Source organism: Butyrivibrio sp. YAB3001 (assembly GCF_900112195.1).
Taxonomy (GTDB): domain Bacteria; phylum Bacillota; class Clostridia; order Lachnospirales; family Lachnospiraceae; genus Butyrivibrio.
This window is the reverse complement of record NZ_FOKR01000019.1, coordinates 42,310-57,045: the sequence shown is the minus strand read 5'-3', so window position 1 is coordinate 57,045 and position 14,736 is coordinate 42,310. Positions and strand designations below refer to the sequence as shown.

Sequence of the window (14,736 nt, the reverse complement as noted above, 5' to 3'; positions counted from 1 at the left end):
ATGTTTTAATCCTTTCCAAAAAACTTTTCCTCCAACATCAGACACCAACAATGATATATTGGTAAATGATATTCTTGGATGACGTACGTTTCGCTTTCCGGAACCTTAACACACACGTCAGCCACATTAGCAATTTCTCCACCACTTGCACCTGTTAACCCTATAACCTTTATTCCAAGAGCTCTTGCCACCACCGTCGCTGACATAATATTCTTACTATTCCCACTTGTACTTATGCCTAAAAAAACATCTCCTTCACGACCAAAACCAAATAACTGCTGTGCAAATACTCCTAGTCCATCAACATCATTTATATACGCTGTAGTTAAAGCTTCATGAGCAACTAATGGTATTGCCATCAGGCTCTGTTCAAGATTTCTAGCCAAATTTTCACCACGTACCGAATCAATATTTCTTAGTTTATTCGCAAACTCTGCCGTTACCGGTCTCGGTGTCTTGAACCGTTTCATTAATTCCCCTGCGATATGTTCAGCATCCGCAGCTGAACCACCGTTCCCAGCTATCAGTAATTTCCCGTCATGTTCATAACACTCTTCCATGACCAAATAAGCATCGATGATGTCTTGTTTTACTTCTTCAAGAACAGGATAGCGAGAGTTAAGAAGCTCAATGTGTTTTTCTAGTCTCGATTCTAGTATCCTCATTTAAAGTTTCCTTCTCAGTTAAGCCATTCATAGCCAATCATTTTACACTTCGATTATCCTTCCAACTGCATCTGCTAACGAAGTTGCTGATATCATTTGGCCAAAATCTTCTGTACCAATCAAAGCTGTTTTACATCCAGCATCATTTCCAGCTTTTATATCGTTTTCTCCATCTCCGATCATCCAACTGTTCATCAAATCAATATTGAAGTCTTCGGTTGCTTTTAGCAGCATTCCTGGCCTTGGTTTGCGACAGTTACATTCAATCTTTAGCTCGGGAATTTCTCCCTCATAACCTCTATGTGGATGATGTGGGCAATAATATATGCCATCAAGGTATGCACCTCCTTTTCCAAGAAGGGTTTCCATCTTATTATGAATTTCTTGTAATTGTTTTCTTGAAACCTCTCCTCTTGCTATCACTGGTTGATTAGTCACTACTATAGCCAGAAAACCACTTTCGTTTATTTTTCTAACTGCTTCGGTTACACCAGGCAATAATTCAAAATCATCTATGTTTCTCAGGAACCCAATATACCGATTTATCGTTCCGTCGCGATCGAGGAATATTGCCTTTTGCTTTTGTTTCAAATTCTTTTCCTTAACTCTTCCAGCTTCAAAATCTCTGCATACAGCTTCATAACGGTCTGGTGTGCCCATATCCTTGACGTACTCAGGGCTGTTATAGCAAAACATCTTACCTGTTCCGCACAGCGGTTTGAGAATCTGTCTATCCAAATCAACCATTAAAACTTTATCCTCAACTACTGTTCCCACCATCTCGGAATCAATTCCACTCATATCCAACACAGCAGGATTGATAACATGCAGTCCAGCATTTACACAGTTCCGATACCAGATAGGGCGCATATCCTCCTTTGTTAACCATTGCTGCACAGCATCATTATCATCGGCTATCACCAAGCCACTATCATATGGATGGCTATTCGGATGTGTAAAGAGGGTAACCAGTCCACCTTTCAACTTGTGGTAATCCACAAACCTATTAAAATCAACGTCAAACACTGCATCAGCATTTAATAACAGAAAATCATCCTTCAGCATATCTCTCAGCTTGAAAAGCGCTCCTGCATTACCAAGGGGCTGTTTCTCGTTGAAGTACTGAATCTTAACGCCAAATCTACCACCATCTTTAAAATAATCCATTATAACCGAACCAAGATGCGATACTGTAATAATAAGGTCCGTAAATCCCTGTTCCCTAAGACATTCAATCTCATGTTCAAGGACTGGCTTTCCATCTATTTCAATCATTGGTTTCGGAATATCAGAGGCAACAGAATTAATCCTTGTACCTTTCCCCCCTGCCATGATTACTGTCTTCATTCTTCCTCTTCCTTAGGTATATAACTCTCTGGGGTGTAATGAATTACCCTTGTACCACTGTTATCAAACTTAAATGGCACATATAACAAATCTTTCAAAGCCTCTCTCACAGCCACTTTCTTTTCAGGTTGAACATAAAAAACAAGAAATCCCCCGCCACCTGCACCTAACAGCTTACCGCCAAGCGCTCCTGCTTCAACTCCCTTTTTGTACAATAGATCAATACCATCTGTAGTAATCGCTCCCCCTGTTTGTCTTTTCAAACGCCAAGTATGGTCCAGCAATCTTCCGAATTCATCAAGACTACAATACTTGTCTGTAAGTACTCTTTCTGCCTCGTCAACCAAACTTTTCATTTCCTTCAACTGAGCAATCTTTTCTATATATCCTAACGCGTTAGCCTTTTGCATATCTGATGAAAGTCTTGTAAAACCTGTAAAAAACATAACCAAATTATCATTTAGTTGTTTTTTTCTATCAGGATGAATAATAAGTGGAAAAACCTCATAAGTTCCATCTGGATTAAAGTTAATTCTATTAAAACCACCGAATGATGCTGCTACCTGATCCTGCCACCCTCCAGCCTCATTACAGAGGTTTCTTTCAAGATATATTGCATCGTCTGCCAATTTCTTTTTATCAGCATACGTTCCTTCAAGTGCATAAAAAGCATTTAGCATTCCCACAGCAAAGGAAGAACTTGTTCCCAATCCAGATCTAGCAGGAAGATCTGCCTCATACGTCAACCTGATTTCGTGCATATTCAACATCTTCATGGCATTTCGTATAGCAGGATGTCTAATGTCATCAATATTAGATACTCGCTCCGTAGTCTGATATGATAATTCCGAAGTGTAATCAAAAAATCGCGGAAGATGCCGAACTGTCACATAGCAGTATTTATCAAAAGAAGTAGAAAGGACTGCTCCTCCGTGCTCTCTAAAAAAACTTTCGATATCTGTTCCCCCACCAAAGAAAGACATTCTGAACGGAGTCCTAGTTATTATCATCTTACCTATTCCTCTCCTCTTTTTACTTAAAGTACTTTTCTCCAATAATCCAACATATCTGTTATCGTTTGCTCCATAGAAATTTCCTGCCTCCAACCAGTAGCCACTTTCAATCTTGTAACGTCTCCAGCGATAATACGTTCATCTGTTGGCCTAAGAAGTGACGGATCGACTTCAATTGAAAATTTGAAGCCAACTATCTCTTCAATCATTGTGATAATATCCCTCATCTGATAGACATGTTCACTGGAAATATTGTATACTTCGCCTGTTTTTCCCTTCTCTGCAAGAAGCATCAAAGCACGTACTAAATCACGCTGATCCATAATTGCCCTACGTGTATCAATATTACCAACACGCAAAGTATGATTGCCACTACGTTCGGCGAGAACTGCTCTTTTGGTAAAATCTGAAGTCACATCATTGACTTTCCTTGTTCCGGTTGAATTGAAAATTCTTGCTCTTATGCAACGAATATGTTCATTCATATAATACTGGAATGCCAAAAGATCTTGTGCCACTTTGCTCACGCCATACGGATGAAGTGGGAGAAGCTGAGCCGTTTCCTTTACATAAACCTCATTACCTTCAAGTTTATTGAGGGTCTCTCCATACTCAGCAGACGAACATGCAACTACGACTATTGGATCATAATTTGGTTCAACATACTTCCGAGCCTTTTTTATTGCCTCAAATACTGCAATTTGCCCACAAACGTTTACATCCATGGTTTCCGAAGGATTAATCCACGAAACAGTTGGATAGGATTGTGCCGCCAAGTGATAAATCTCATTCGGAAGGTTATCCATAATGAGATGATCAATGCCCTGACCGTACCTAATATCACACTGAACAAACTTTACGGGAATCTCTACCTGTTCAACATTTTTCTTATTTTTATGCCATACTCCAATCACTTCATCGCCTCGATAGTATAGTTGTTCTACCATATGCGAGCCGACCATTCCGCCAGCACCTGTAACCAAAGATTTCATTTTTTCACCCTATCCCTATAGCCTTTATAAAATCATCTACTTGACTTTGTGCAGAAAAATTATCAAAACCATAATCATAAGCATTCTTGCACATTTGAGTATATTCGACTTCTGTCATCGCGAAAATTTTATGAATACTTTCTTTTAAACCATCTATACTTCCTGGAGAAACTAAAAATCCTGTTTCTCCATCTAATATTTGTTCTCCCAAGGCCCCAACACTGAAGGCAACTACTGGACATGAATGTTTAAATGCGTCAATAACTACTCCCGATTGAGTCGCTGATTTATATGGTAGAAGAACACACTTTGATTGTTTAAAAAGATCATCTATGGCAGTATACGGTACCGTTCTATCATCAAGAATCACGTTAGGTAATTCTCTGATTTTATCTACAATTGATACAGCCGTAGAATCTGGTTTTCCCTTTACAATAAATTGAACATTTGGCGTAGCTTTTATAGTTTGGTACAATTCATCAATTCCCTTATAGAGATTTAACCTACCAAAAAACAAGACTGTTTTTCCTATTGGTTGAGAATATCCTGAAAAAGATCTCCAAACATTGACTTTTCGTATCTTTCCCGACCTCTTTGGATACATCCTTCGTATAGTTTCTGCACCAAGTTGGCTCTTGGTTAAAACAATGTCTGAAAAATCAATAATTGACTTGTTCAGCATCGTTTTAAGCTTTACATTAGAATCACCATTATGTATAACAGCATCATGAATAATATGTGCCAACTGCCTTTTGTGTATCTTGCAGTAAAGCATTATAGGATAATTCCATAAATGAAATGACTCAAAATAAGCTACGTCAAAGTCAATGTTCCTGATTATACGCATCATTTTATGAAGTTCATAAGCATTAACTGTTTGCATTTCAATTCCAGGATTCAACGGTGCACGCACAAAGAAATTATTTTCTGTCTTTGGCGCAGGATAATCGCTATTATCTATCGTTAGTGTCCATACCTGAATGCCTTTTTGTCTCAACTGTTCATACATGCTGAAGACAGTTTCTTGATGGTCTGTATGCCACGATAGTGTTATAAGTAATACTTTTTTCATAAAAGGAACAATTCCTCTCTATTCACATTAGTAGTTTTAATAATCCATCTCCACCATAATAATCACCTAGTTTCCTTATAATAGAGCGCGTTCTCAAAAAAGACCAAATGTACTTATAAATAAATTGCCCAATCCCTAAAAACATTCCTAATCCGAATGACAATGCACTTTTTATACTCAGATGCGCTTCAAAACTGCCTATCTATATTTCCAAAGCCCCCTCAAGCAAAGAAAAAATTAGCCATAACAAAGTTCTTACGATAGCATTTTCACATAATTAGCTTGTAATACTCGAGATTATCTTTTTCAGTGACATTATTAAATTTAGCTACTTTCAATAATATTCAAACTATCAGAAACAGTGTATCTCACACCACATCATAATCACCAGTTGTAAAGAACCAATTGTTAATATCCGCCAGTTTTTCGCCCTCTTCATCTTTATTCAGCACTCTAAGTATCAATGGCGTCGGTTGTGGTAACATTTTATCTGGTACATGATAAAAGCCACATTTCTTAAGCACCTTAGTTTCTTCGGCATTTGCTAAAATCACGCATGCAGCAAGGCTTGCACCCTCATTCTTCATCCTATTAACAAGGGCTTTAATTAGTCTCTTAGCTTCTATTTCATGTCCTGGTACAAATAAAAAATCTGCAATCATACCAGTATTAAAACCTGCAACTTCTCGAATTCGTCCAACCGCAAAGGCAACTACATTTCCATCATCTATAGCTATATATGGGTAATAAATCCTTCTTGGAACATTCATATAACGATACTTAATATACTCCGCATTTCTAATACCCATGACATGGTACTTGTCCTTAATTCTGTCCCAAAAATCGTCCATCAACTTAACATTGCTCTCATTCAATTCACTAATACCTGTTATGTCCTTGGCATTATTCGGAAACATCAACTGAAAAGGAGTCACAATAGCAGCCAATGCGCTTCCCATCTTTCGCTCTTTAACCATATGCCCCAGATTTAGTGGCCTGGCATAAAGTGGAAAGTGATGAATATCTTCAAAGGATAATTTTCTCATAAATCCAGGATATGAATTCTGATTTGGGGCACCATAGACCAAAGAAAACCCCTCTCTAGCTGCTCTTTCATAGGTCCTTTCTGCAAGTTTTACAAATATCTTCTGTCCTCTATAGGCTTCTCGTGTTAGAGTATTTAGAGAAATAACACACTTTTTATCTTCACCAAATACTCTTATTTTGGCCGGCTGAACAACATATTGTCCTGCCAACAATCCATTTTCAGGATCTATAGCTAATTCAATTAACGCATTCCCGGCAGGATTATCAAAGTATTGATGCTCTAGAAAATCTGGGTTACAAATATCATTATCCTTTCCATAATTCTCAATTGACATTTCTATTATGTCGTTAAATCTTTCAGGACTATATGTCTTTGGCTCCCACATACCGATTGCTCCTCCAAATCAGTTAACTCTTTATTTCTTAACTCCTCAAACGTTACAAACTCATATCCTTGCTCTTCGAGCATACTTATTACTGCTTTAAATCTCTTAACCATGCTCTTTCTTCCAATATGGGTTCTCAAATATCTGTCAAGACTTTCTCCTTCAACTCGTGGAATCGCTTTTGATGACAAGTCAATAGGATGCATATAAATAACATAAGGTCGTCCACTAGCTAAATACTGCCTTGTCATCCACTTGATAAAAGGCCATGGAAGCATCCTGATATATCCACCCCCAAGTAGCAAATTTATATTTCCGATTCTTTGCGTACTCACTTCAAATTCTGTAAAATTCCCTTTTTTATATATACATGGTGCAAGTTCTGTAAATCCATCTAACTTTATTGTCCCATATTTATGACTTTTCTGCGGTTTTACATAACTTGAATCATATCCAAAGAGTTCCTGAACCACCTTATGCCTCTCAGTATCTATACCAAGTGAAGGTGCCCTATATCCTTCTATATTGTGCCCTAATACCTCTTCTATGGTTTTTTTCGATTTAACTAGCTGTTCCTTAAACTTATCAACAGGCATAGTAACAGGCCTTAAGTGTTCCCAATTGTGACATCCTATTTCATGGCCGTTGTTATCCATAGTCCGAAGTTTTTCACTTAATTTCTCTGCTATTTCTCCAACAACAAAAAAAGACCCTTTTATATCTTTTTCCTTCAAGATATCCAATGCCACATCAAGACCATCCAACAAACTTTGGCTTCTATCAACTTGCTTTTCCGGGAAGTAGGTATGATACCAATCCTCAACATCCATAGAGATAACTGCGTATTTTTTCAACTTTTTATTCCCCAGTCCATCATATTTCAATCATCACAAGTTCTCTTGGATTCCCTAATCTAGGAAATCTAGTCGTATTTGCTACTCCTGCGCTAATGATATGTCTACCAAATTGACCAACTGCACCTTTAACAAATAATCCTGTCCTAGGTACATACACTGCTCGTCCAAATATTCTGCACTGGCCACCATGATAATGACCGCTTACTATAAGATCAAATGTGTCATAATTCTTGTTGCATATCACTTTTCTGTAGTACTCAGGATGGTGGCATAGTAGTATTTTATATCCTGTCTTTTCTCCAAAGTCCTTCAACCAATCGAAATTATATCTTGTAGATAAACCACCTATTCTAAGTGAGTGCCCAGCAATAATTGCTTCGCAATCTTCATTATCCAAAAGGGTTATTCCACAAGTGTGAAAAAACTCGTAATCTTCTTCAAGAAAATACCATTCATGATTCCCAACTGAATAAAAAAGTGGTGCTACTTTTGATGCTTCTTGTAAGAACTCTTTAGCAATATCTTCAATTTCATCCGTAGCCTTTCCTCCTCGACCTACCAGTTTGTCAAGTACATACATAATTTTCTCCGATAAAGTAGCCTTTCCAACAGAGCTTATTACTTTTTCAATCTTCTCTTCAGTCCATTCCGATATGTTTTCATCATGTCGTTCCAAGATATCGCCAGCACATAAAATAGCATCAGGTTTTTCTTCCTTTAACAGAGGAATCAATTCGTCCCAAACACAATTATGAAGATCTGAAATCAAAGCCAAGCGAATTCCTATTCTTTTACTACCAATACTTTTATAGTGAGTAACAACAATCCTATCATTCATCTAAACGCCATCTGTATTTATCTGCTCTGTAGGCTTTTTCATCACATGTTAAAAATCATATGTATGTTACTTATCGCCATAGTATTTTTAACGTCATATAAAAACCGTTTCCCTCTATTTCCACCATGAACCCATGTAGACTCTAGATACCGTCAAGAACTCTATCCAAATCCTAATTTGAATCTATATAAATGCGCGACGTAAGTTTTATTCTTCTATCAAAACCCATGTCATCATCAACCTCCTTAAATCTAGGCCGTTTTTTTGATACAGGCTTTTTCTTCTTCGGTCATATCAACTAACATCCCCCTTATATGAGTTAAGAATTAAGCAGAATAAATATATTTCAAAGGAAATTAAAAAAGCCCCATATAAAAGGGCTCGTAGGTAGCTCCAAAAACACCAACATCTTTAGTATTTCAAGAGCTAGTGCCGCAGTTATTCAATCATGAAACCCAATAACCGCAGCTATGTATATCCCCCAACAATAATCATTTCAAAAATGTTATGTTCAATATTTCGTCGTTTTTATAATCATATCATATATAAATGTTAGCATTAATAAAACGATATAACAATACATATATCATTTTTATTATGTTACACATTCTCCATCCCGCATATTTAGCGTATATGCACAGTTGATAATTGCATTATCATTTTTACATCTATCGATAAATAGCATTGCATTTCAATATCATGCAGTTCCTATTAGTTACAATATTTTATAAAAAGAATTTTAGGATATCTGTGCCGATATGGCGGATGGGAGTTATATGCACGAGAGTGAATTTAAAAAAGAATTTGCAGCAAGACTTGCTGTTCTTAGAAATAATGCAGGTGTATCTGCAAGAGATATGTCTTTATCCCTTGGGCAGAATCCCGGTTATATCAACAACATTGAAAATCTCAAGACTCTGCCTTCCATGACTATGTTCTTTAAAATATGTGATTTCTTAAGGATTACACCTGCCGATTTTTTTGATACATTTAAGAAAAAAGGTAAGAATTCAAAGGTTGGAGAACTATCCCAGATTCTCGAATTTCTTGATTCCAAGCAGGTAGATGCTCTCTATACTCTTGTTTCCGAGTTAAACAAATAGCTATTATCTTTTCCACTGTATGATTTGTCTTTCTCTTTTTCCATTCATTGGAAAAATGCGCTCATTACTGAATCATTTTCTCACAAAATGCGCAACACAGTTCGCATTTCTGTCTGAATAGTAACTCCTTTTTTCAATCGATCAAAAGGCATTAAAAGGCAATGATTAAAAGGCAATTTAAATCTATTACTTTACAGATTCCTTTCAATCTGCTATATTCATCTCTGCGAGTCAAATTCTTTGACTTAACAATTCATTTGGCACTTCGCCAGATTATTCCACTATCTATGCTAGCAGATTACTGGAACGAACTATTTTGAAAGGAGTAATACTTTTTAATGAAATCACTTTTTTTGACTGTTGATAGCATTTATGCTATCATATTATTAGCAACACAAACCCGGAGGTCCTATGTATAACGTTGATTTTTACGAGACTTCAAGCGGTCACTCCGATGTGTACGAGTTCTTTTCTTCTATTATGACAATGGAACGTATATCCTCTTACATCACTTCCGCAAGCAAACTCAGAAAACACCCCGAAGAGAACTCGACCAGGCAGTTTCCGAGATGAATGACTACATATCACGAAAGGAGCAGGAATCATGAATTGGAATGAATACAAAACACAGGTAAAAGAAACTGACCCTATTGGAAAGGTTCTCATTGATGAGGCCGAAGCTGAAGCCGAAATCATTTCTGCAATAATCAAACAACGCAATGCTCTTGGTTTATCACAGCGAGATCTTGCTTCTCTTTGTGATATTCCTCAATCTTCTGTTGCCAGAATCGAATCAAGTAAGACAACTCCAAAACTGAGTACAATCATTAAGATTTGTAACCAATTAGGCCTTTCTCTTAATGTTTCTGTGAATTAACCCCGTGCCATACTGTCACACTTTATTCTGTTTTTCGCCAATATAAACGCATACGAGATCAGAAAAAGAAACTGTTCACTTACAAAGATGTTCATCCCGTCTACACAATAGTATTTATGGAAAACAGTCCTGCAATCTTTCATAACTGCCCTGACTGTTATATCCATTATTTCCAGACTGTTTCTAATACCGGCATTAACCTCAATATGCTCCAAAATTATATCTTTGTCCCTATTGATATTTTTCTTCCCTTTATTTTAGCGTTTTTTCTTATGTCTCCATACAACAAATGCAACTAGCAGACATAATATAATTATAATAACAACTATAACGCATATATGATATATAACATTCTGCTGTGTTGCGCTTTCTATAGGCTCCTCCTGCTCAGCAGATTCAGCCTTAGAGTCACTAATTCCGCCGGTAATCGTTTCTGGCTCGACATCCTCCACTACAGCTTCTCCTGCATCCTGACCTGCCACTTCATTTCCTACATCAGATTCAGTAATTGACTCCATTTCAGTACCATTCATACTGTCAGCTGTATACTCCTCAGACTCAGCCTTTGCTGTTGCGTCTGTACTTTCCATTGCGGTTTCAATCGTCGCTTCTTCCGTTGCCTCTGCGCTCTCCATCGTAGCTTCTGTCGCTGATTCTTCCATTGCCGGAGCCTCAGTTGCAGATTCCATCGTAGCAGTCTTATCATCAAATACGCCAACATTGAACACCGCATATGTTCCCACAAAAAGGAGTGCAAATACTGCTGCAATTGCTGCATATTTCCTAAATTCAATGATTTTGCGCCTATTGTGAGCCTTAGATTTATGAAGCTCTTTCTCTGCTGAAAGTTCTTTTTCCAGATTCTCGAGAATACGTTTCTTCATATCGTCGTCAACCCGGACTCTGTCCATAATTTTATTATACTTATTCAAAGTCATAGGCCCCCTTCAATATTTCTCTAAGTTTCTCTCTGCCGCGAAGTAAGTCTGAACGCACTGTTGCTTCTTTTCGCTTAAGAACATCAGCAATTTCCTTTGTAGAAAGACCTTCCTGGTAAAAAAGATGTATCACTTCCCTATATTTTTCAGGAAGAGTTCGCACTGCTTCCCACACAAAGCTTAAATCTTCCTCTTCATCAGCAACAAGTTCTTCCATTAATTCATCCGTCTCACGAAGCTTATTGTATTTGATCTTATTCTTACTTAAGTTTGCCGCAACACTCAAAAGCCATGCTTTTTCATGATTATCATCGTTTAACACAGGCTTCGTCTTAATATACTGAATGAGGGTATCCTGAAGAATATCCTCCGCATCACTCATATTGTGAAGATAAGAATAGGACAACCTGATAATGCTGTTGCCATATTTATCAAGTATTTCAGCAGCCCGCTGCATATTATCAGCGCATACTTTAGTCGAACTTAAGCTTTCCTCTTTATTCTCAAAATCTTCATCAATTTCTCTTTTTATTGCCCCAAAACGCTTAATAACTACGCGTTCAAATACTCTTTTTAACAAACTGCCAATCTCATCCTCGCTCCCCGGCAGTTCCAACACCCAATCGCTCATACACATCCCTCATGAATACTAATAGTGCACTTGTGGACGGCCAATGCACATCGACCGCCCACATCATTCATGAGTATATCAGCTTCAACTTCTTTTTTCTACCATTCTAACAAGGTTTAGGAATTCCTCTTTATATTCATCCCTATTCTTAATATTCTTGTATCCATTGCGAATGTCTTTGTAAGTAATTGAGCCTGCATAATCACTGTCTGAAAGAAGCATTGCAAATTCAGCAGCAAGCTCAGCAAAAGCAAGATTATCACTTGGAAGTTCGCTAAAGCTTTCGTTATCTACCACGTAGCTAATAAGTTCTGAATTGTCCGCGTCAGGCTCTTTGTAACGAATCTTAATAGTTGCAAACTCATCTGATGCGTCAGTATTTGCTACCTGCTGATACTTTAGATCAATTGCAGATTTTGCGCCAGCAGGGATAATCTCATAAAGTGCTACTACACTGTGTCCTGCGCCAAGTTCTCCACCATCTTTTTTATCATCGTTAAAGTCTACAGCATCCATCTGTCTGTTCTCGTAGCCAATCAACCTGTAAGCATTTACCTTTGCAGGGTTAAACTCAACCTGAAACTTAACATCTTTGGCTACAGTAACCAGTGTTGAAGTCATCTCTTCAACTAAAACCTTATGTCCCTCAAGCTTTGAATCTATATATGAATAGTTACCATTGCCGCAATCTGCAAGCCTTTCCAGCCTGTCATCCTTATAATTCCCATCGCCAAATCCAAGTACAGACAGGTAAATTCCTGATTCTTTTTTCTTTTCAATAAATCTTTCAAGCTCATCGGGATCTGAAATGCCTACATTGAGGTCGCCGTCTGTAGCCATGATAATGCGGTTATTTCCACCTTCGATGAAGTTCTCTTTTGCTATCTCATATGCCATTTCCATGCCACGTTCTCCGGCTGTGCACCCTCCTGCTGAAAGAGAATTAATAGCTTTTTTGATGGCGTTTTTGTTTTTCATGTCTTCGCCGTCAAGAACTACTTCTTCCTTGCTGGCGTAGGTTACTATTGATACAACGCCTTCGCCTGGAAGGTTATCCACAAGATTCTTGAAGCAATCCTGCAAAAGATAAAGTTTATTCTTTTCATCCATTGACCCCGATACATCGATCAGAAATACCAGATTACTCTTTGGAATTGTGCCTTCGTATGGATTCTTTGCCTTAACTCCAACAAACATGAGCTGATGGTCGCTATTCCACGGACATGCAGATATTTCTGTGGTTACACCGAATTTCTCGCCTTTTTTGGGACTATTAAGCTCATAGGAAAAATAGTTAATGAATTCCTCCGGGCGAACTGCTTCCGGAACGATATCCTGCGCAGAATACCCTGTTTCAATCATTCTCCTTACATTTGCGTAGGATGCAGTATCTACATCTGCTGCAAATGTTGAAAGCGGCTGCCCTACAGATAAATAAAAACCATTCTCATCAGGCTTATCATAGGATTCAGTATTGTAGTTCTTTTCATATGGAAAGCAGTCATAATAAGTATCTGTGCCATAACATTCCACAGCACTCTCTGTAGCAGTCATGCAGCTCTCTTCGGTTGCCCACATTTCTGCCGGTGCCTCTGCCTCATCAGCATAACCAGCTGATTTCATGCCATTTCCAGAACTACCTGGAGAAGCGCTTGTAGCATCATTTCGTCCTATCGAGCCGCAACCTGTGACTGCTCCTGCAAGAATTGTTGTTCCTGTTAAAAGTGCCATTAATCTGTAATTCTTTTTCATATTCTTGCCTCCAATTTGTCTACTGATATCAGGCAAATGTTAATGTCGTTTACGATAAACGTGAGTGTCTTAACATTCAGTTAAATACGCAAGCACATTTGCCTCTCTACTATGTAAACAACCGGGGAAAAGAAAATGTTGCAAGGATTTAAATTTTTTCAAAAAATTTTTTCCATGCAACACTTTACTCATAGCATTATTTATTTTTCTTAATACAATAAACTATTTTCTTCTTGAAAAAACACCAATTACCGCTTAAATTCTCTACTTTCTATGATGATTCTTCATGAAAATAGCTTATTGATCATTCATCCTTTGTTTCCTCACTCAGGATCTCCATCATCTCTCTGACCATTTCTTCATCTTTTAGTCTGAATAGCAGTTCAACTCGTCTGGAGCCTTCCATGTCCACTTCACCATTCTCATCATAAATGGGATTGCTATAGGATCTTCCCGTTGCAGATACCAGTTTCCTCATTTCTTCAAGCTGATCATCTGTGAGCACATCACTCTTATCGCTAAGGCAATATTCAGCTACCGCCATTGCTCTTTTTTGTGATAACTGAAGGTTAAAAATGTATGTACCCTCAGTATCTGTATGCCCCTCAATGATAATCTCAGAAATATTATCCCTATATTTAGGTCTTAACAACACTTCTACATATCTTGGCAAAAAATCTGAAAGAAATTCTTTACCGGATTCCTTCAAAACCGCCTTGTTGTAATCAAAAAGAATACTGGCATCAAAGGCTATACCGCCTGTTTTTTCATCTACAGAGACCTTAAGGAGCGAATCTCCGAATTCTTTGTTTAGCTCCTGAACAAGCTCTGCTCTTATTCCGATGATGTCATCAAGTTTTTGCTGCTGTTCGCTCATGACAGCTTCCAATTTATTTAAAAGTTCGTGCTGTTCCTTTAATGTCTTTTCCTGGATTGCTATCTTCTCTCCCTGCTCAGCCAAAGCTTCTTCCTGAGCATTTAGCTGTTTTTCCTGCTCTGAAACTATCTCCCGCTCTTTATCAAGTTCCTGTGCCTGAACGTATAGCTCCTGCTCTTTGCCAGATAATTCCATCTGTTTGGCGTCATAGTCCATCTTGGCGTGGAGCATGGTAAATGCAATTATCAGGACAAATGTGAGCAAAAGACCTGCCATCATATCAGAGTAAGACAGCCAGTATGTAGTTTCAGTATCTCTCTGTCTTCTTCTTTTCATAATCT

Annotated in this window: 14 protein-coding genes and 1 pseudogene; 3 read left to right on the top strand and 12 right to left on the bottom strand. The window is 37.9% G+C overall.

Going from position 1 to position 14,736, the window contains the following annotated elements:
- Positions 1–5: 5 nt before the first annotated feature.
- From BM086_RS16605 to BM086_RS16570, 8 genes are all read right to left on the bottom strand, one after another.
- On the bottom strand, positions 6–665 hold the full coding sequence (locus BM086_RS16605; RefSeq protein WP_207651001.1) for a D-sedoheptulose-7-phosphate isomerase: 660 nt from the start codon (positions 663–665) through the stop codon (positions 6–8).
- A 42-nt stretch (positions 666–707) separates the two neighbouring features.
- Complete coding sequence (gene gmhB / locus BM086_RS16600) at positions 708–2,012, bottom strand: D-glycero-beta-D-manno-heptose 1,7-bisphosphate 7-phosphatase (protein ID WP_092329711.1); 1,305 nt, start codon at positions 2,010–2,012, stop codon at positions 708–710.
- The gene (locus BM086_RS16595) at positions 2,009–3,022 is read right to left on the bottom strand and encodes a GHMP family kinase ATP-binding protein (RefSeq protein ID WP_092329781.1); all 1,014 of its coding nucleotides are present in this window, start codon (positions 3,020–3,022) and stop codon (positions 2,009–2,011) included. Before BM086_RS16595 ends, gmhB begins: the two co-directional genes overlap by 4 nt.
- 26 nt (positions 3,023–3,048) lie before the next feature.
- Entirely contained in the window at positions 3,049–4,017 is a 969-nt protein-coding gene (locus BM086_RS16590; RefSeq protein WP_092329708.1) for a GDP-mannose 4,6-dehydratase, read from the bottom strand.
- Positions 4,018–4,021: 4 nt separating this feature from the next.
- Positions 4,022–5,089: a glycosyltransferase family 4 protein gene (locus tag BM086_RS16585; RefSeq protein ID WP_092329705.1), complete on the bottom strand. Its 1,068-nt coding sequence runs from the start codon at positions 5,087–5,089 to the stop codon at positions 4,022–4,024.
- Positions 5,090–5,457: 368 nt separating this feature from the next.
- Positions 5,458–6,522, bottom strand: coding sequence for a GNAT family N-acetyltransferase (locus BM086_RS16580; protein WP_092329702.1), 1,065 nt, complete (start codon positions 6,520–6,522; stop codon positions 5,458–5,460).
- Positions 6,477–7,376, bottom strand: coding sequence for a polysaccharide deacetylase family protein (locus tag BM086_RS16575; RefSeq protein WP_141107770.1), 900 nt, complete (start codon positions 7,374–7,376; stop codon positions 6,477–6,479). The genes BM086_RS16580 and BM086_RS16575 overlap by 46 nt, the downstream gene beginning before the upstream one ends.
- 19 nt (positions 7,377–7,395) lie before the next feature.
- Positions 7,396–8,217 (bottom strand): metallophosphoesterase, encoded by an 822-nt coding sequence (locus BM086_RS16570; protein WP_092329696.1) that lies wholly within the window; start codon positions 8,215–8,217, stop codon positions 7,396–7,398.
- A 776-nt stretch (positions 8,218–8,993) separates the two neighbouring features.
- Here BM086_RS16570 and BM086_RS16565 point away from each other — a divergent pair.
- The 3 genes and pseudogenes from BM086_RS16565 to BM086_RS16555 all read left to right on the top strand — a co-directional run bounded on the left by BM086_RS16565 (position 8,994) and on the right by BM086_RS16555 (position 10,197).
- A complete protein-coding gene (locus BM086_RS16565) occupies positions 8,994–9,320 on the top strand; it encodes a helix-turn-helix domain-containing protein (RefSeq protein WP_092329778.1) in 327 nt (108 codons plus the stop codon).
- A gap of 461 nt (positions 9,321–9,781) precedes the next feature.
- A pseudogene (locus BM086_RS21965) lies at positions 9,782–9,928 on the top strand (type II toxin-antitoxin system RelE/ParE family toxin); the annotation flags it as partial.
- Positions 9,925–10,197, top strand: a complete 273-nt coding sequence (locus BM086_RS16555; RefSeq protein ID WP_330391625.1) for a helix-turn-helix domain-containing protein — start codon at positions 9,925–9,927, stop codon at positions 10,195–10,197. The pseudogene BM086_RS21965 and the gene BM086_RS16555, both read left to right, overlap by 4 nt.
- Positions 10,198–10,454: 257 nt before the next feature.
- Here BM086_RS16555 and BM086_RS16545 read toward each other — a convergent pair whose 3' ends face one another.
- From BM086_RS16545 to BM086_RS16530, 4 genes are all read right to left on the bottom strand, one after another.
- Positions 10,455–11,129 carry a hypothetical protein gene (locus BM086_RS16545; protein ID WP_141107769.1) on the bottom strand — a complete coding sequence of 225 codons (675 nt, stop codon included), beginning with the start codon at positions 11,127–11,129 and terminating at the stop codon, positions 10,455–10,457.
- Positions 11,122–11,766 carry an RNA polymerase sigma factor gene (locus BM086_RS16540; protein WP_242952247.1) on the bottom strand — a complete coding sequence of 215 codons (645 nt, stop codon included), beginning with the start codon at positions 11,764–11,766 and terminating at the stop codon, positions 11,122–11,124. The genes BM086_RS16545 and BM086_RS16540 overlap by 8 nt, the downstream gene beginning before the upstream one ends.
- Positions 11,767–11,850: 84 nt before the next feature.
- Positions 11,851–13,518 carry a vWA domain-containing protein gene (locus tag BM086_RS16535; RefSeq protein ID WP_175560337.1) on the bottom strand — a complete coding sequence of 556 codons (1,668 nt, stop codon included), beginning with the start codon at positions 13,516–13,518 and terminating at the stop codon, positions 11,851–11,853.
- A 304-nt stretch (positions 13,519–13,822) separates the two neighbouring features.
- Positions 13,823–14,731 carry an OmpA family protein gene (locus BM086_RS16530; RefSeq protein ID WP_092329685.1) on the bottom strand — a complete coding sequence of 303 codons (909 nt, stop codon included), beginning with the start codon at positions 14,729–14,731 and terminating at the stop codon, positions 13,823–13,825.
- Between the last annotated feature and the right edge of the window lie 5 nt (positions 14,732–14,736).